11 protein-coding genes are annotated in these 17,732 nt (G+C 67.2%); 5 read left to right on the forward strand and 6 right to left on the reverse strand.

The features are described from left to right. Positions 1 to 75: 75 nt before the first annotated feature. Together JHD80_RS04245 and JHD80_RS04250 are read right to left on the reverse strand one after the other, a co-directional pair. Positions 76 to 960 (reverse strand): methyltransferase domain-containing protein, encoded by an 885-nt coding sequence (locus JHD80_RS04245; protein ID WP_248311391.1) that lies wholly within the window; start codon positions 958 to 960, stop codon positions 76 to 78. 213 nt (positions 961 to 1,173) lie between these two features. Continuing rightward, on the reverse strand, positions 1,174 to 2,052 hold the full coding sequence (locus tag JHD80_RS04250; RefSeq protein WP_199085134.1) for a UTP--glucose-1-phosphate uridylyltransferase: 879 nt from the start codon (positions 2,050 to 2,052) through the stop codon (positions 1,174 to 1,176). A gap of 169 nt (positions 2,053 to 2,221) precedes the next feature. On the opposite strand from JHD80_RS04250, the gene galE reads away from it, so the two are divergent. Next, positions 2,222 to 3,214, forward strand: a complete 993-nt coding sequence (gene galE / locus JHD80_RS04255; RefSeq protein WP_199085135.1) for a UDP-glucose 4-epimerase GalE — start codon at positions 2,222 to 2,224, stop codon at positions 3,212 to 3,214. A 206-nt stretch (positions 3,215 to 3,420) separates the two neighbouring features. On the opposite strand, the gene rnk is transcribed toward galE, so the two are convergent. After that, complete coding sequence (rnk, locus tag JHD80_RS04260; RefSeq protein WP_199085136.1) at positions 3,421 to 3,831, reverse strand: nucleoside diphosphate kinase regulator; 411 nt, start codon at positions 3,829 to 3,831, stop codon at positions 3,421 to 3,423. Between the two features lie 509 nt (positions 3,832 to 4,340). Between rnk and JHD80_RS04265 the strand changes: the two genes are divergently transcribed. Both JHD80_RS04265 and JHD80_RS04270 read left to right on the forward strand, forming a co-directional pair. Next, positions 4,341 to 5,573: a lytic murein transglycosylase gene (locus tag JHD80_RS04265; RefSeq protein ID WP_199085137.1), complete on the forward strand. Its 1,233-nt coding sequence runs from the start codon at positions 4,341 to 4,343 to the stop codon at positions 5,571 to 5,573. 57 nt (positions 5,574 to 5,630) lie between these two features. Beyond that, a complete protein-coding gene (locus JHD80_RS04270) occupies positions 5,631 to 6,848 on the forward strand; it encodes an SGNH/GDSL hydrolase family protein (RefSeq protein WP_199085138.1) in 1,218 nt (405 codons plus the stop codon). Here JHD80_RS04270 and JHD80_RS04275 read toward each other — a convergent pair whose 3' ends face one another. The 3 genes from JHD80_RS04275 to gltB all read right to left on the reverse strand — a co-directional run bounded on the left by JHD80_RS04275 (position 6,849) and on the right by gltB (position 14,964). Continuing rightward, a complete protein-coding gene (locus JHD80_RS04275; RefSeq protein ID WP_199085139.1) occupies positions 6,849 to 8,363 on the reverse strand; it encodes an ABC-F family ATP-binding cassette domain-containing protein in 1,515 nt (504 codons plus the stop codon). A gap of 388 nt (positions 8,364 to 8,751) precedes the next feature. Beyond that, positions 8,752 to 10,176, reverse strand: coding sequence for a glutamate synthase subunit beta (locus JHD80_RS04280; protein ID WP_199085140.1), 1,425 nt, complete (start codon positions 10,174 to 10,176; stop codon positions 8,752 to 8,754). Between the two features lie 99 nt (positions 10,177 to 10,275). Continuing rightward, positions 10,276 to 14,964, reverse strand: coding sequence for a glutamate synthase large subunit (gene gltB, locus JHD80_RS04285; protein WP_199085141.1), 4,689 nt, complete (start codon positions 14,962 to 14,964; stop codon positions 10,276 to 10,278). Between the two features lie 615 nt (positions 14,965 to 15,579). Between gltB and JHD80_RS04290 the strand changes: the two genes are divergently transcribed. Together JHD80_RS04290 and JHD80_RS04295 are read left to right on the forward strand one after the other, a co-directional pair. Next, on the forward strand, positions 15,580 to 16,635 hold the full coding sequence (locus JHD80_RS04290; RefSeq protein WP_199085142.1) for a threonine aldolase family protein: 1,056 nt from the start codon (positions 15,580 to 15,582) through the stop codon (positions 16,633 to 16,635). 93 nt (positions 16,636 to 16,728) lie between these two features. After that, the gene (locus tag JHD80_RS04295; protein WP_199085143.1) at positions 16,729 to 17,688 is read left to right on the forward strand and encodes a hypothetical protein; all 960 of its coding nucleotides are present in this window, start codon (positions 16,729 to 16,731) and stop codon (positions 17,686 to 17,688) included. The last annotated feature ends 44 nt before the right edge of the window (positions 17,689 to 17,732 follow it).

Here is a 17,732-nt window from a genome sequence, read left to right on the forward strand (position 1 = left end):
GAGCATGACGCGCACCGAAGGAAGACGTGGATGGTCGGGACAAGCCCGACCATGACGGCAAGGGCGCAACCACTCTCAACCTTCCCCGGGCTTCTCGCCCGCCCTGATCTCCGGCACGCCCAGCGCATCGGCCAGACGAGCCTTGGCCGAACCAGGCTTCAATGGCTTTTGCTGGCTTTCATGTGGCGCCCAGCCGGAGACCCAGACGAATTCGAAGGTTGCGGGCAGGCGCCCGTCCGGATCGGCGAAGCGTTCCGCATAGATAGTCGCCGCGCGCAGCAGGGTCTCGCGCCGCGAAGGCGTCTTGCGCCGGGCGACGAGCGCATTGGCCCAGCCCATCGCCCTGAGATCGCGAAACAGCCCGAAGGCGTCGCGATAGCGCACCGTCACGATCTCGCTGTCGATGACGGGCAGTGCGAATCCCGCCCGCTGCAACAGGCTGCCGAGATCGCGCAGATCGGCGAAGGGCGCGACGCGCGGGCTGACCCCGCCCATCGTCTCGCTCTCGGCTTCGAGCAGTGCCTGTCTGAGCTCCTGCAACGTCCGCCCGCCGAGCAGGCAGCCCATGAACAGGCCATCGGGCTTGAGCGCCCGCTTGATCTGGATGAGTGCGCCCGGCAGGTCGTTGACCCCGTGCAGCGCCAGCAGCGAGACGGCGAGATCGAGCGAGCCGGCGGCGAAGGGCAGGCTTTCGAGATCACCGACGAGATCGGCCTGCGTCCCTTCCGCCTCGGCCATGCGCAGCAACCGGCCGGCCCGGCCGGAGAGCACGGGCGCGGCGACGGGCAAGGCCGTGCCGAGATCGGCCGCGACCGCGAACTCGCGCAGCACGGCACCGAGCCGCTCTCCCAGATCATCGGCCGCGCGCTGCAGCAGGAAATCCGGGTAGTCGCCGGCGAGCGCGCGCTTCAGCCGCGAACGGCCGAGCGGGCGGTCGAACACGAGGCTCTGGTCACTCAACGGGGCATCTCCTGCATTGCCCCTCATCCGGCATTTCCCACGGAATGGCCACCCGGCAAATCGGCTGCGGAAGGCGGTTTCCCATGCCTATGAAACGCGGGTCATCCCTGACGGAGCGAAGCGGAGATCCGGGATCCATGCCTGAACCGTTCCGGCATGGATCCCAGGTCGACCTGCGGTCGCCCGGGATGACCCATGTCCTTCCCTTCCGCCTCAGCGCTCCAGCAGCTTCTCGATCTCGGCGCGCAGTTGCGGGCCGAGATCGCCGCGGTCGAGCGCATAGGCGACATTCGCCGCCAGAAAGCCGATCTTCGAGCCGGCATCGTAGATATCGCCATCGAAGCGCACCGCGAAGAACGGCTCCAGATGCGACAGCGCGATCATCGAATCGGTGAGCTGGATCTCGCCGCCGGCGCCCTTCTCCTGGTTGGCGAGCAGGTTGAAGATCGTCGGCTGCAGGATATAGCGGCCGGAGATGTGCAGGTTCGAGGGCGCTGTGCCTTTCGGCGGCTTCTCGACCATGCCGGTGATCTTCGAGACCTTGGCCTTGGCATCCTGGACGCCGACGATGCCGTATTGATGCGTCTGGTCGTCAGGCACCGGCGCAACCGCGATATGGTTGCCGCCATGCTGCTCATAGGCCTCGATCATCTCGGCAAGGCAGCCCTTGCCCTGGCTGTAATGCAGCATATCCGGCAGCAGCAGCGCGAAAGGCTCGTCGCCGACGATCTCGCGCGCGCACCAGACCGCATGACCCAGACCCAGCGGCGCCTGCTGGCGGGTGAAGCTGGTCGCGCCCGCGGCCGGCAGGTCGTGCCTCAGCGCCTCGAGTTCCCTGGTCTTGTTGCGCTTGGCCAGCGTATCGTCGAGCTCGTAGGCCATGTCGAAATGGTCCTCGATCACCGCCTTGTTGCGGCCCGTGACGAAGATGAAATGCTCGATACCGGCGGCGCGCGCCTCGTCCACGACATGCTGCACGACCGGGCGGTCGACGATGGTGAGCATCTCCTTCGGCACCGCTTTCGTGGCGGGCAGAAAGCGGGTGCCGAGACCGGCGACAGGAAGAACGGCCTTGCGGATGCGTTTCGTCATGAAAAATCCATTGGGCGCAATAGCCTTGCCGAAGCCAGGCGGTGGTGGGAGCGGCCGTACAACTGTCATGGTTGCCGGCCATCAGGCGGTATTAGCTGACAGGCCTTGAGAACCCGTCAACGGTTTTCGACTAAGTCCGGTTCCTGACGAAGATGAGGCGAGAGAGACGATGGCGGTATTGGTTTCCGGCGGCGCCGGCTACATCGGCAGCCACATGGTCCTGGAATTGCTCGACCGGGGCGAGAAGGTCGTGGTGCTCGACAATCTCTCCACCGGCTTCTGGTGGGCGGTGCCGCCCGAGGCGATCTTCGTGCAGGGCGATATCGGCAACCAGGAACTCGTCGAGGGCCTGATCGGCGAGTATGAGATCAGCGAGATCGCGCATTTCGCCGCCAAGATCGTGGTTCCGGAATCGGTATCCGACCCTCTGGGCTATTATTTCAACAATACCGTGAAGACGCGCGCGTTGATCGAGAGCGCCGCCCGCAAGGGCGTCAAGCACGTCATCTTCTCCTCCACCGCCGCCGTCTATGGCGAGCCGCCGGTCTCGCCGGTGCCCGAGGAGATCGCGCTCAACCCGATCAACCCCTATGGCCGCTCCAAGCTGATGAGCGAGTGGATGCTGCAGGATGCGGCCGCGGCGCATGGCTTTACCTACATCGCGCTGCGCTATTTCAACGTGTCCGGTGCCGATCCGAAGGGCCGCTCCGGCCAGTCCTCGCCGAACGCCACCCATCTGATCAAGGTCGCGAGCCAGGCCGCGCTCGGCCAGCGCGACGGCCTCACCGTCTTCGGCACCGACTATGCGACGCCGGACGGCACCTGCGTGCGCGACTATATCCATGTCACCGACCTCGCCCGTGCCCATCTCGCCGCGCTCGACCATCTGCGTGGCGGCGGGGCAAGCCTGACGCTGAATTGCGGCTATGGCCGCGGCTATTCGGTGAAGGAGGTCGTCGAGGTCGTGAAGAAGGTCTCCGGCGTCGATTTCCCGGTGACGCTGGCCGGCCGTCGCGCGGGCGATCCGGCCTCGCTGATCGCCCGGGCCGATCGCATCCGCGCCGAACTCGGCTGGCGCCCGGAACATGACGACCTCGAGGAGATCGTCAGCCAGGCGCTGGCCTGGGAGGAAAAGCTCAGGATCAAGAACGCCTCGACCTGAGCCGGCCGGGCTTGAAGGAACCACCGCCGTCATTCCGGGGCTTCGCGCCAGCGAAGAGCCCGGAACCCAGAACCGATGCGGGTTCTGGAAAGCCTCGCGTCGGCTGGTACGGCAAATCTCGACCGATACGGTTATGGGTTCCGGGCTCGCCGCTTCGCGGCGCCCCGGAATGACGGCGCTTTTCGGAACAGGCGATCCGCCCGACCTCAGGACGCAGCCTCCTCCTCGGCCGGCTCGTGCACCGCGAGCACGGTCAGGCGCTTCACGTCGCCGGAGCGCGTCGTCCAGTCGATCGAGCGCTCGGCCGCCATGCCGATCAGCGCGACGCCGATCGGCGTCATCACGGAGATGCGGTTCTTCTCGATATCGGCATGCTCGGGCCAGACCAGCGTGACGGTGGTCTCCCGCTTGGTGGTCTCGTCGCGATAGACGATCCGGCTGCCGATCCGGGCGTGCTCTGCGGAGACCTTGCTCCCGGCGAGGATGCGGGCACGGTCGAGCTCATGGGTCAGCTCGGCGGCAAGTTCGGGCATGGTGTGGGCCGCGCCGGCCGCGATGCGGCTCAGCATGGCATGGTCCGCGGCCGTGACGGTGATGGCGGGACGCTTGGCGGTCATCGGTGGAGGTCTTTCATCGAAAAGGCGAGCGCCCGCCGGCGAACGCAATCGCGCGGCATGAAAAAGGTCGAACTCGCAGGAAATTGCAGGAGAGGACGCACCCCCGAACCGGAGGCGGCAAGCGCGACAGGTCCGGGGGCTAGAAGCCCGCGATAAGATTGCCCGAGCGGTGCAGACCGCGGCGGAAGGGGGACGCGCTATTCATCATCGGAGAATCTGACAATCGCCGGAGCTTGTCAAATCACGAACCTGCCTTGGAGAGCTTGGACAGGCCGGCCTGCCACCGCCGTCATTCCGGGCAAGCGAAGCGCAGACCCGGAATCCATCAGGGGCGCCACGCTTCACGATGGATCCCGGATCGGCGCCGCTTCGCGGCTTGTCCGGGATGACACGGCAAAAGCGCATCCGCCGCACGCGAACGGACCTTCCTTCGCTCCCGTCTTAACCCTTGATTAATCTTGTTCGGGCGCTGTGAAGGTGGTTCCATCCAGCATCCGCCGGGAGTCTCCATGCGCCTGTCCGTCATCGCAGCCTCGGTCTTGATCAGCCTGGCGCCGGCGTTGGCCCAGACCACCGGCTCGATCAACGTCTCCGGTGCCCATGCGCGCAATGCTCAGGCGACCCCGGCGAGCGCATCCTTCGACATCTTCCTGCAGCGGCTTTGGCCGCAGGCGCAGGCGCGCGGCATCTCGCGCGCGAGCTTCGACCTCGCCTTTCGCGGGGTGACGCCGGATGCCTCGATCGTCGCCCTGACCAAGAAGCAGGCCGAGTTCAGCGCCCCGATCTGGAACTATCTGGAGAATGCCGTCGGCGGCGCGCGCGTCCAGCGCGGACGCGAGGCTGCGGCCGAGAACGCCTCCGTCCTCGCCCAGGTCGAGGCGCGCTACGGCGTGCCCAAGGAGGTCGTCCTCGGCGTCTGGGGCATGGAGACCAATTACGGCTCGTTCAAGGGCAGCAAGGACGTCATCCGCTCGCTGGCGACGCTGGCCTCCATCCGCTATCGCGGCGACTTCTTCCGCGACGAGTTGCTGACCGCGCTCGAGCTGATCGAGAAGGGCTATGTCGAGCGCAGCGAACTCAAGGGCTCCTGGGCCGGCGCCATGGGCCATACTCAGTTCATGCCGTCGAGCTACATGAAATATGCCGTCGACTGGACCGGCAACGGCCATGCCGACATCTGGACCTCGTCGAGCGACGCCATCGCCTCCACAGCGAATTACCTCAAGGGCTACGGCTGGGTGCCGGGGCTGCCCTGGGGCATGGAAGTGACGCTGCCGGACGGCTTCGACTATCGCCTGGACAAGGCGAGCTTCTCCGCCTTCGCCTCCGCCGGCATCCGCCGCGCCGATGGCGGCCGCCTGCCTTCCTCCGGCGAAGGCCGCCTGTTCTATCCGGCCGGCCATACCGGCCCGGTGATGCTGCTCACCGCCAATTTCGACGTCATCAAGAAATACAATTCCTCGGATGCCTATGCGATGGCCGTCGGTCATCTCGGTGACCGCATTGCCGGCCGCTCGGCGATCCAGGCGAGCTGGCCGACCCAGGCGCCGCGCCTCGACATGGCCGCGACCCGCGATCTCCAGAACCGCCTGAAGGCCATCGGCCTCTACAACCACGATGCCGACGGCCGCATCGGCACCGGCACGCGCGAGGCGGTCCGCCGCTACCAGATCAGCGCCGGCGAGATCGCCGACGGCTATCCGACCCCCGCCCTGCTGGCGAAACTGCGCGGCAAGCGCTGACTCCGGGCCGGCACCGGCCTATAATGGGGGGACGAAGGGGAACCGCCGGATCGGCCTATGCGCCTGCGCTCGCTCGCCATGGTTCTGGGTGCCGCCTGCCTGCTCCTGCTGACGGGCGGGCCGGTTTCCCTCGCCCAGCAACAGCCGCGGCAGCAACAACCGCAACAGCGCAGCCTGTTCCAGATGTTCTGGCAATTGCCGGCTCAACCGCAAGCCGTGCCGGCGCAGCCACGCCAGCGCGTCGCGCCGGTCGTGCGCCGCCGCGAGGCACCGGTCGTCGTCCGCGACGATCCGGTCATCCCCAAGGTCGATGTCAGCAGTCATATCGTGGTGATGGGCGATTCCCTCGCCAATCTCCTGGCGAACGGGCTCGACGACGCCCTCAACAACCGCCCCGATGTCGAGGTGGTCCACAAGGCCAAGCCCGATTCCGGCCTCGTCCGCAGCGATTTCTACGACTGGCCGAAGGCCGTGTCCGATCTCCTCGCCAGCGACCAGAAGATCAGCATCGGCGTCGTCCTGCTCGGCCTCAACGACCGCCAGCCGATCCGCGAGGGCGAGACGGTGCACGATCCCCTCAGCCCGCGCTGGCTCGAACTCTACCGCGACCGCATCGACGCCATCGCCAACGCCTTCGCCGGCAAGCGCGTACCGCTGATCTGGGTCGGCGCGCCGCCGATGCAGAACGGGCGGCTCTCGGCCGATCTCGTCACCCTCAACGATCTCTACCGTCAGCGCGTCGAGAAGGCGGGCGGGCAATATGTCGATCTCTGGGGCGGCTTCGTCGATGCCGAGAACCGCTACACGGCGACCGGCCCCGACGTCTCCGGCCAGCCGGTGCGGCTGCGCCTCGGTGACGGCATCCATTTCACCACCGCAGGCGCCCGCAAGGCCGCCCATTTCGTCGATCTCGTCATCCGCCGCATGATCGAGGCCGCCCCGCAGAACAGCGTCATTGCGCTCCCCGTTTCGCCCGAGACCGGCGCCCCCAGCGCACCGGAGCTCCAGCCCGGCGGCGTCGAGCGCCTGATCGACCAGATGGTCGCGGGCGTGCCGACGATCGGCCTGCCCGCCGCCTTGCAGGCCCGCCCGCTCGCCGGGCCGATCCAGCCCCTCACCGGCCAGGCCGCGCCTTCCGAACAGCCGCTCCTCGCCTCGATCACCGAGGCACGCGGCCGCGGCGACGCCGCCCTCCAGCTCGAACGCGTCTTCGGCCAGGGTATCGCGCCCGACCCGGTCTCGGGCCGGCTCGACGATTACCGCTGGCCGCGCTGATCACCCCGCCATCAGCCGGTCGAAGACCGGATCGGGATCGTCGACCTCGACCAGCTTCTTGCCGGTGATGACCCAGATCCGCGTCGCCACCGCCCGCACGAAGGCGCGATCATGGCTGACCAGCAGGCAGGCCGTCTCCTGCTTGATCAACTCGCTCTCCAGCATGTCCTGCCCCTCGATATCGAGATGGTTGGTCGGCTCGTCCAGCAGGTAGAAATTCGGCTCGATCAGGCGCAGCAGCAGCATGGCGAGCCGTGCGCGCTGCCCGCCCGAGAGGCGTGCAATCGGCGCGGTCTGCGCTTCGCTGGCGATCCCCGCGCCGGCCAGCACGGTACGCGCCGTCTGGTCGCCGAGATCGCTGGAATGCTTCACAGCGTCCCAGGGCGTGCGCCAGGCGTCGAGCTGCGACAGGCCCTGGTCGGAATAGCCGGCCTTCAGGGTTGCCGCGCCACGGATATCCGAATCGGAACCGTCCAGCGCCGCTCGCAGCCGGGTTACGAAGCGCGTCTTGCCGCTGCCATTGGCGCCGAGCAGCGCGATCCGGTCACCCTTCTCGATCCAGAGCGGCCCGGTGCGGAACAGCAGGCGCCCGTCCGGCGTGCTGATAGCCGTTTCCTTGATCGAGACCAGCGCCTTGGCATGGGTGCCGCTGCTGGCGAGCCGGATCGTGCCGGCCGAGCGCTCCTTGTGCCCGGGCTTCGCCTGTTCCTCCAGCTTGTCGGCCCGTTCGGACAATTGCTTGGTCTTGACCACCAGCAGGTCCGAGCCGGAATTGATGCCGATATTCTTCAGCTTCGCCGCTTGCTGCCTGAGCGCCTTCACCTTGCGCATCTCGTTCTCGAACTGCCGGCCCCGCGCCTCGTCGCGCTCCTCAAGCGCCAGCAAGGCGCGCGAATAGGGCAAGGCGAAATCGGCGCTTTCTGACGGGCGCAGGAACAGGGTGCGCGTGCTGATATCGTCGAGGAAGGCTCGGTCATGGCTCGCCGCGACCACGGCGCAGTCGCGCGGCAGATTGGCGAGGAAAAGCTCCAACAAGCCGATCCGTTCGAGATCGAGATGGTTCGTCGGCTCGTCCAGCAACAGCAGGTCGGGTTCGGTCACGACCGCCCGCGCCAGCAGCATCGTGCGCTGCCAGCCGCCGGAGAGGCTGCCGACAGCGCGATTGCGCAGGCTCTCCTCGACCATGAGATCGTCGAGCAGCACGTCCACGCGCCAGCTCTCGGTCTCCGCCGCCTCGGGATCGAGCGCGTCGCGCACGGCATCGTAAAGGCTCATCGGCAGCAGCCGATCGGGCGGGTCCTGCGGCGCGAAGGCAGTCACGAGCCCGCGCGAGCGGGTCAGCGTGCCGCCACTCGCCTCCTCGGTGCCGGACAGGATGCGCAGGAGCGATGACTTGCCGCGCCCGTTGGCGGCGACAAGGCCGAGGCGGTCGCCCTTGGCGATGGCGAGGTCGAGGCCGGCGAAGAGTGGCGCGCTGCGAGCGAGCGAGAGGTCTTTCAGGGTGATCAGGGACATCGGAATCTCATGAGGTCAGTCATGCGCGCAGGAGCGCGCCGAGAAAGGCTGACGATGAGACGACGATGCGTTCCCGGTCAGCCCCGCGAGGTTAAGCGCGGGGCGCAGACAGGTCCGCGGGTGCGGCAATGGAAGCGGCGGCGCGGCGCCTGCTTCCCCTTCAGGTTCGATTCCATGGGGGCGATCATAGCGATGGCGGAGGCGATGAACAGGGCCTTAGGGCCGGACCTTTCTTCGTCCCCTTGGAACCACCCGTCATTCCGGACAAGCCGCGAAGCGGCGCCGATCCGGAATCCATCATAGGGTTCCGCGCTCTACGATGGATCCCGGGCCAAGCCCGGGATGACGAGGTGTTTCCGCGGACAATCGGCGCCCCGTGCCGTTGGCGTCACATCGGCAGGATCGTGGCGCCCATCAGTTCCTTGTCGATGGCATGCGCCGCCTGGCGGCCTTCGCGGATGGCCCAGACCACCAGCGACTGGCCGCGGCGCATGTCGCCGGCGACGAAGACCTTGCCGACGCTGGTCTTGTAGTCGCGGTCATTGGCGACGACGTTGGCGCGCTTGTCTACGCCTACGCCCGACTGCGCGATCATGCCCTCGATCACCGAGCCGGCGAAGCCGATGGCGAGGAAGCAGAGATCGGCCTGGAGCACGAATTCCGTGCCGGGAATGGGCTTGCGCTTCTCGTCGACGCGGGCGCATTTCACGCCGGTGAGGCGTCCGTTGCGGCCTTCGAGACCGAGCGTCGCCGCTTGGAATTCGCGCTCTGCGCCTTCCGCCTGCGAGGAGGAGGTGCGGAACTTCGTCGGCCAGTACGGCCAGACCGTGAGCTTGTCCTCCAGCTCCGGCGCCATCGGCCGGATGTCGAGCTGCGTCACCGAGAGCGCGCCCTGGCGGAAGGCGGTGCCGACGCAGTCCGAAGCCGTATCGCCGCCGCCGACAACGACGACATGCTTGCCGGCCGCGCTGATCGGCTCGAGGCCCGAAACATCCTCGCCGCCGACGCGCTTGTTCTGCTGCGTCAGGTACGGCATCGCGTAATGGACGCCGGCGAGATTGGTGTCGGGCAGGCCGGGATCGCGCGGCGCTTCCGCCCCGCCGGTCATCAGCACCGCGTCATGCTCGGCCATCAGCGTGGCGAAGGGCAGATTGACGCCGATATTGGCGTTGTAGTGGAAGGTCACGCCTTCCGCCTCCATCTGCTTCACCCGGCGGTCGATATGCTTCTTCTCCATCTTGAAGTCGGGGATGCCGTAGCGCAGCAGACCGCCGGCCTTGGCCTCGCGCTCATAGAGATGGACATCGTGCCCGACGCGGGCGAGCTGCTGCGCCGCCGCCATGCCGGCGGGGCCCGAGCCGACGATGGCGATGCGCTTGCCCGTGCGCTTGGCCGGGATTTCCGGCGCGATCCAGCCCTCTTCCCAGCCCTTGTCGGCGATCGCCTGCTCGATCGTCTTGATCGTCACCGGCATGTTCTCGAGGTTGAGCGTGCAGGCTTCCTCGCAAGGCGCCGGGCAGATGCGGCCGGTGAATTCCGGGAAGTTGTTGGTGGAGTGGAGGTTGCGAAGCGCATCCTCCCAGCCGCCGGAATAGACCAGCTCGTTCCAGTCCGGGATCTGATTATGCACCGGGCAGCCGGTCGGCCCATGGCAGAACGGGATGCCGCAATCCATGCAGCGCGCCGCCTGCTTCTTGATGTCGCGCTCCTCCAGCGGAAGCGTGAACTCGCGGAAATGGCGAATGCGGTCGCCGGCGAGCTGATACTTCTGCTCCTGCCGGTCGTATTCGAGAAAGCCTGTGACCTTGCCCATGCCGTTTCTCTCGCCGTGTGCGCGGGGTGTCCCCGTGCGCGTGCCTTAACCTGATCGAGATGCCGGGACCGTTGGCGGCCCCGGCGGGGTGGCGTTCGTTTATTCCGCGGCCTGCAAGGTGCGGGCCTGTTCCATCTCGCGCAGCGCGCGGCGGTACTCGACCGGCATCACCTTGACGAACTTGGTGCGGTAATCCGCCCAGTTGTCGAGGATGGTGCGGGCGCGCTCCGAGCCGGTGTAGTCGACATGGTTCGTCAGCATCTGCATCAGGCGCTCTTCATCGTGGCCCGACATGTTGGTCATGTCGATCCGGCCCTTGTGCTCGAGATCGCCGCCGTGATGGTGCAGGCGCTCCATCAGGTCCTCTTCCTCCTCGACCGGTTCGAGATCGACCATCGAGAGATTGCAGCGCGACTTGAAGGTGCCGTCCTCGTCAAGAACATAGGCGATGCCGCCCGACATGCCGGCCGCGAAATTGCGCCCGGTCTGGCCGATGACCGCGACGACGCCGCCGGTCATGTACTCGCAGCCATGGTCGCCGGTGCCTTCCACTACCGCGATGGCGCCGGAATTGCGCACCGCGAAGCGCTCGCCCGCGACGCCGCGGAAGTAAGCCTCGCCCGCGATCGCGCCGTAGAGCACGGTGTTGCCGACGATGATCGAGCGCTCGGCCACGGCCTTGGTCGCCGGATCGGGCTTCACGATGACCTTGCCGCCGGACAGGCCCTTGGCGACATAGTCGTTGGCCTGGCCGGTGAGCTCGACGGTGACGCCGGCCGCCAGGAAGGCCGCGAAGCTCTGGCCCGACGTGCCCGTGAGCTTCACCGTGATCGTGTCTTCCGGCAGGCCGGCATGGCCATACTTCTTGGCGACGGCGCCGGACAGCATCGCGCCCGTGCTGCGGTCGACATTGCCGACCGGCTTCTCGATCACGACCGGCATGCCGGTCTCAATCGCGTTCGCCGCCTCGGCGAGGAGCTGGCGGTCGAGCACGGTGTCGATCGGGTGCTTCTGCAACTCGACATGGCGGATCGCCACGCCCGGCAGGTCGACCTTGTGGAAGAGCTTGGTGAAGTCGAGCCCGTTCGCCTTCCAGTGTTCGATCGCGTCGCGCTTGTCGAGCAGGTCCGAGCGGCCGACGATCTCCTCGATCTTGGTGAAGCCCATCTCCGCCATGATCCGGCGGACATCCTCGGCCACGAAGAAGAAGTAGTTCACGACATGCTCGGGCAGGCCCTTGAAGCGCTTGCGCAGCACCGGGTCCTGCGTCGCGACGCCGACCGGGCAGGTGTTGAGATGGCACTTGCGCATCATGATGCAGCCGGCCGCGATCAGCGGCGCGGTCGAGAAGCCGAACTCGTCGGCCCCGAGCAGCGCGCCGATGATCACGTCCCGCCCCGTGCGCAGGCCGCCGTCGACCTGCAGCGCGACGCGGCCACGTAGGTGGTTCAGCACCAGCGTCTGCTGCGTCTCAGCGAGACCGATCTCCCAAGGCGAACCCGCATGCTTCAGCGAGGTCAGCGGGCTCGCGCCCGTGCCGCCCTCAAAGCCGGAGATGGTGATGTGGTCGGCGCGCGACTTGGCGACCCCGGCCGCAACCGTGCCGACGCCGATCTCGGAGACGAGCTTCACCGAGACGTCGGCCGCCGGATTGACGTTCTTCAGGTCGAAGATGAGCTGGGCCAGATCCTCGATCGAATAGATGTCATGGTGCGGCGGCGGCGAGATCAGGCCGACGCCCGGCGTCGAATGCCGGGTCCGGGCGATCTTGGCGTCGACCTTGTGGCCGGGGAGCTGGCCGCCCTCGCCGGGCTTGGCACCTTGCGCCACCTTGATCTGCATCACGTCGGCATTGACGAGATATTCGGTGGTGACGCCGAAGCGGCCGGACGCAATCTGCTTGATCGCCGAGCGCTTCGAGCGCCCGTCCGGCATCGGCTTGAAGCGGATCGGCTCCTCGCCGCCCTCGCCGGTGTTCGACTTGCCGCCGATCTGGTTCATTGCCAGCGCGATCGTCTCATGCGCCTCGCGCGAGATCGAGCCGAAGGACATTGCCCCGGTGGCGAAGCGCTTCACGATATTCGCGGCAGGCTCGACGCTCTCCAGCGGCACCGGCGCGCGGCCGTTATCGGTGGCCATCTTGACCTTGAACAGGCCGCGGATGGTGCTGAGCCGCTGCGCATCGTCGTTCACCTGGTTGGCGAACTCCTCGTAGCGATCCTGCGCGTTGAGGCGCACCGCATGCTGGAGCGAGGCGACCACATCCGGCTTCCAGACATGGTCCTCGCCGCGGACGCGATACATGTACTCGCCGCCGATATCGAGGCTGTCGCGGTAGAGCGGCGAGTCGCCGAAGGCGTCGCGATGCCGGCGCAGGCTCTCCTCGGCAATCTCGTCGAGGCCGACGCCCTCGATCGCGGTGCCCGTGCCGAAGAAGAACTTGTCGACGAAGGCGCTTTTCAGGCCGACGGCGTCGAAGATCTGCGCGCCGCAATAGGACTGGTAGGTCGAGATGCCCATCTTGGACATCACCTTGAGCACGCCCTTGCCGACCGACTTGATGTAGCGCTTCACCACCTCGTCGGCATCGACCTCCTCGGGGAAGGCGCCCTGCGCATGCTGGTCGAGCAGGGTGTCGAAGGCGAGATAGGGGTTGATCGCCTCGGCGCCGTAGCCGGCGAGGCAGCAGAAATGGTGGATCTCGCGCGGCTCGCCGGATTCGACGACGAGGCCGACCGAGGTGCGCAGGCCCTTGCGGATCAGGTGATGATGCACCGCCGCCGTCGCCAGCAGCGCCGGGATCGGGATGCGGTCTGAGCCCACCTGCCGGTCGGACAGGATGATGATGTTGTAGCCGCCATGGACCGCGGCCTCCGCGCGCTCGCAGAGCCGCGCCACCGCGCCGTCCATGCCCGCCGCGCCCTCGCGCGCCGGATAGGTGAAGTCGATCGTCTTGGTGTCGAAGCGATCCTCGTAATGGCCGATGCAGCGGATCTTCTCGAGATCGTCATTGGTCAGGATCGGGGTGCGGACCTCCAGGCGCTTGCGGCGCGAAGTGCCCTCCAGATCGAGGATGTTCGGACGCGGCCCGATGAAAGAGAGCAGGCTCATCACCAGCTCCTCGCGGATCGGGTCGATCGGCGGGTTCGTCACCTGCGCGAAGTTCTGCTTGAAATAGGTGTAGAGCAGCTTCGACTTGAGCGAGAGCGCCGAGATCGGCGTGTCCGTGCCCATCGAGCCCACGGCTTCCTGCCCGGTCACCGCCATCGGCGCCATCAGCAGGCGGACATCCTCGGTGGTGTAGCCGAAGGCCTGCTGGCGATCGAGCAGCGGCACGTCGGTGCGGGAAGCCCGCGCCTCGACCGGCGGCAGGTCCTCCAGGACGATCTGCGTGCGCTTCAGCCAGTCCTTGTAGGGATTGGCGAGGCAGAGCGAGGTCTTGATCTCGTCATCGCCGATGATGCGGCCCTGTTCGAGATCGATCAGCAGCATCTTGCCGGGCTGAAGCCGCCACTTCTCGACGATCTTCTCCTCCGGGATCGGCAGCACGCCGAACTCGGAAGCCAGCACCACGAGCCCGTCATCGGTGACGAGATAGCGCGCCGGACGCAGGCCGTTGCGGTCCAGCGTCGCGCCGATCTGGCGGCCGTCGGTGAAGGCGATCGCGGCCGGCCCGTCCCAGGGCTCCATCAGCGCGGCGTGATATTCGTAGAAAGCGCGCCGCTCGTCATCCATCAGCGGGTTGCCGGCCCAGGCCTCGGGCACCAGCATCATCATCGCATGGGCCAGCGAGTAGCCGCCCTGCACCAGGAATTCGAGCGCGTTGTCGAAGCAGGCCGTGTCGGATTGGCCCTCGTAGGAGATCGGCCAAAGCTTCGAGATATCCGAGCCGAACAGGTCGGAATCGACGCTCGCCTGCCGCGCCGCCATCCAGTTGACGTTGCCGCGCAGCGTGTTGATCTCGCCGTTATGGGCGACCATCCGGTAGGGATGGGCGAGGCGCCAGGACGGGAAGGTGTTGGTGGCGAAGCGCTGATGGACCAGCGCCAGCGCGCTGACGAAGCGCTCGTCCTGCAAATCCTTGAAGTAGGAGCCGAGCTGGTTCACCAGCACCATGCCCTTGTAGACGATGGTGCGGCAGGACATCGAGACGGGGTAATACTCCGCCGTCTTGCGCTCCTGGTGCTTGTAGACCTTGTTCGAGACCGACTTGCGGAGGACATAGACCTGCCGCTCGAACTCGTCCTCGTCGGTGATGTCGTCGGGGCGGCCGACGAAGAGCTGGCGATGCACCGGCTCGGTCGCGAGCACGGCCTGGCCGAGATCGCTGTTGTCGACCGGAACGTCGCGCCAGCCGAGGAAGACGAGCCCCTCCTCCTCGACAGTCTGGGAGATGACCTCCTCGCACAGCGCCCGCGCCGCGGGATCGCGCGGCATGAAGAACTGGCCGATCGCGTAATGACCGGGCTCAGGCAGGGTCATGCCAAGCCGCGCGGTCTCCTCGCGGAAGAACTGGTCGGGGATCTGGACGAGGATGCCGCAGCCGTCGCCGAGCTTCGGGTCGGCCCCGACCGCGCCGCGATGGTCGATATTGTGCAGGATCTGCAGGCCCTGCTCCACGATCGCATGGCTCTTGCGGTTCTTCATGTCGGCGATGAAGCCGACGCCGCACGAGTCTTTCTCGTTATTGGGATCGTACAGGCCCTGGCGCACCGGCATGGCCGGATCGCGCACGGCCGGAAAACGCTCGAAAGCCCCTGCGCCGCTCGACTTGCTGGTCACGCTCATCGTCAAACCCCGCTTCCCAGAACCCCGCGGGCTTGCGCCGGCAGGGAAACCCGTCAGTCCATGATCCCGACCGCTGCGGCCCTCAGTGCCGACTGGACGTCGGCAGCAAGGATGGGCCAGCGCGGTCCGGCCGTCGTCTTTTTGGAGGCTTTGCTTGCGCTTTGTTTCCACCGCGCCCGCGTCCTCCGCAGGCGCCTCGGGCGTGCCTCGCCCGTTCGCGCCTGTCTTCAGGCCGTCGTTTTACGGACGGCGCGCGTGCGATTGGCTTTGGCGTTGGTAGCCCGGCCCTTCGTCATGCTCCGCTCCGTTGCGACGGCGCGACCTCAAGCTAGAGCAGCTTTCGGTCGGCGCGGTGAAAAATGGGACAGCAACACTGTCCTATTGCGATGAACTTGCCAGAATTCCAATCTAGGCACAAGCGCCGATTTCGCGCTGCAGCGAAATTTTATTGCAAAATCAAATCCGCGCCAGACATTTCCGGAACGAAAGCCCGACTCAGGCAGTCCGGTTCTTGTTTTCGGGCATGACCCAAGGTCTCACCCCGGCGCCGTGCGCAAGCCCCCTCTCCACCCACACCGCTTGGCAGGAAAGCGCCCTCCGCATAACCCTCAGGCCATGGATTTCTTCAGCGACAACACCGCCGCCGCCAGCCCCCGCGTCATGGCCGCGCTTGCCGCCGCCAACGCCGGCGCCGCCTCCCCCTATGGCAAGGACGACTGGACGCGCCGCGTCGAGGAGCGCTTCGCGGCGATCTTCGAGCGCGAGGTCGCGGTCTTCCTCGTCCTCACCGGCACGGCGGCGAATGCCTTGGCGCTGGCCAGCATCGTCAAGCCCTGGGGCGCGATCCTCACCCATGAGGAGGCGCATGTCGTCGAGGACGAATGCGGCGCGCCCGAATTCTTCACCAACGGCGCCAAGCTGGTCGACTTGCCCGGCACCGGCGCCAAGCTGAAGCCGGAAACCGTGACGAAAGCGCTCTCCCATCTGCGCGCCGGGGATTTCCATCAGGTCCAGGCGCAGGTGCTGACGATCACGCAGGCGACCGAATGCGGCACGATCTACACGCCAGCCGAAGTGCGGGCGCTGAAGGACGCCGTCACGCCGCGCGGACTCAAACTCCACATGGACGGCGCCCGCTTCGCCAATGCGCTGGTCACGCTCGGCTGCACGCCGGCAGAGATCACCTGGAAGGCCGGGGTCGACGTGCTCTCCTTCGGCGGCACCAAGAACGGCGCGCTGGCGGCGGAAGCCGTGATCTTCTTCGACCCGGCCGAAGCCGAGGAGATGAAATGGCGGCGCAAGCGCGCCGGCCAGACACTCTCCAAGGGCCGCGTCCTCGGCGCCCAGTTCGAGGGCCTGCTCGCCGACGATCATTGGCTGGACCTCGCCCGCCATGCCAATGCCCGCGCCAAACGCCTGGCGGATTCGGTCAGCCAGGGCAGCGAGGCGCGTCTCGCCTGGCCCTGCCAGGCGAACGAGGTCTTCCTCATCCTGCCGGCCGCCGTGCAGGAGCGCCTGAAAGCCGCCGGCATCGGCTATTACGACTGGTCGGCCCGTTCGCTGCCGCCGGAGGCGCCGCTCAAGGCGGGCGAGATCGTCGGCCGCTTCGTCATGTCCTTCGCGACGGAAGCCGAAGACGTCGAGAGCCTCATCACCGCGATCGCGGGTTGAATGAGCGCATTTGCGCCCCGTTTCCAGCCGCATACCTGCCGCAATCCCTAACAAGACTGAATGCCAAGCAGTCAGTCGTTAAGGGAATGTGGCATGGCAGATCGTTCGACCGCACCGGGGCGCATCGCTCTGATGGGCCTGGTCGTGGCCGGCGCAATGGCCGGCATGGCGGGCACCGCCAGCGCCCAGTACTACTATTACGATGACGGATATGATCCGTATCCGGCCTATGGCTATGGCTATCGTTACGACTATGGCTATGTCCCGCGCCCGCCGGCCGTCGTGCCGCGCGCGCCGGCTGCGGTCTCGCCCTATTCGGTCAACGGGATCGCCGCCCGCCGTTACGGCCTCGCCCGGATCGAGCGTTCGATCCGCCGCGACGACACCTATATCGTCGACGGCGTCACGCCCGGCGGCCAGCGCCAGCGCCTGATCCTCGATGCCTATGCCGGCGATTTGATCCGACGCATCCCGCTGCGCGGACAGGCGCCTGCCCCCAGCGTCGCCCGCGCCGACCCGCGCGAGGAGCACGCCCCGCCGCGCCAGCGCCTCGTGCCCCAGCCGCCTGAGCGCCCCGCCGAGTTCAAGGGCCCGGCCGAGGCCAGCGCCCCGGCGACGACCGTCCTGCCCTCGCCGGCCGCACCGCCTGCGCCTGAGCCCGTCCAGCCGGCGGAAAAACCCCCGGCCGAGGCCAGCGCGCCCGCGACGACAGCGCCGCCCTCACCGGCCGCGCCGCCGGCGCCCGAACCGGTGAAGCCCGTGGAAACCGCACCGGCCGAAGCCAGCGCACCGGCAACGGCGGCCCCGCCGCAACCCGCCAAGCCGGCGGAGCCCTCGCCCGGCGCGACCAATCCGGAGACCGGCGCCGACAAGCCGAAGCTCGTCAATCCCAGCGATGTCCGGAATACCGAGGGCACCGAGCGCAAGCCACCCCTCTCGACCGCCGCGCCGGCGCCCGAGACCTCGGCTATCCCGCCGGTCCAGAACATCGACTCCACGCCATCGACGCCGAAGCCCGAGACGCCGATCGCGCCGGTCGCTCCGATGAACTGAGGACACGCTTTCCGATAAACGAGCCGTCATTCCGGGCAAGCCGC

It is taken from the genome of Allobosea sp. ASV33 (assembly GCF_016428755.1).
Classification (GTDB): Bacteria; Pseudomonadota; Alphaproteobacteria; order Rhizobiales; family Beijerinckiaceae; genus Allobosea.

What these genes read in the sequence shown, in the direction of transcription:
- gltB (WP_199085141.1), bottom strand. Translation starts at nt 14,964, where the DNA reads ATGAGCGTGACCAGCAAGTCGAGCGGCGCAGGGGCTTTCGAGCGTTTT.
- JHD80_RS04275 (WP_199085139.1), bottom strand. Translation starts at nt 8,363, where the DNA reads ATGTCCCTGATCACCCTGAAAGACCTCTCGCTCGCTCGCAGCGCGCCA.
- JHD80_RS04265 (WP_199085137.1), top strand. Translation starts at nt 4,341, where the DNA reads ATGCGCCTGTCCGTCATCGCAGCCTCGGTCTTGATCAGCCTGGCGCCG.
- rnk (WP_199085136.1), bottom strand. Translation starts at nt 3,831, where the DNA reads ATGACCGCCAAGCGTCCCGCCATCACCGTCACGGCCGCGGACCATGCC.
- JHD80_RS04270 (WP_199085138.1), top strand. Translation starts at nt 5,631, where the DNA reads ATGCGCCTGCGCTCGCTCGCCATGGTTCTGGGTGCCGCCTGCCTGCTC.
- JHD80_RS04250 (WP_199085134.1), bottom strand. Translation starts at nt 2,052, where the DNA reads ATGACGAAACGCATCCGCAAGGCCGTTCTTCCTGTCGCCGGTCTCGGC.
- JHD80_RS04280 (WP_199085140.1), bottom strand. Translation starts at nt 10,176, where the DNA reads ATGGGCAAGGTCACAGGCTTTCTCGAATACGACCGGCAGGAGCAGAAG.
- JHD80_RS04295 (WP_199085143.1), top strand. Translation starts at nt 16,729, where the DNA reads ATGGCAGATCGTTCGACCGCACCGGGGCGCATCGCTCTGATGGGCCTG.
- galE (WP_199085135.1), top strand. Translation starts at nt 2,222, where the DNA reads ATGGCGGTATTGGTTTCCGGCGGCGCCGGCTACATCGGCAGCCACATG.
- JHD80_RS04290 (WP_199085142.1), top strand. Translation starts at nt 15,580, where the DNA reads ATGGATTTCTTCAGCGACAACACCGCCGCCGCCAGCCCCCGCGTCATG.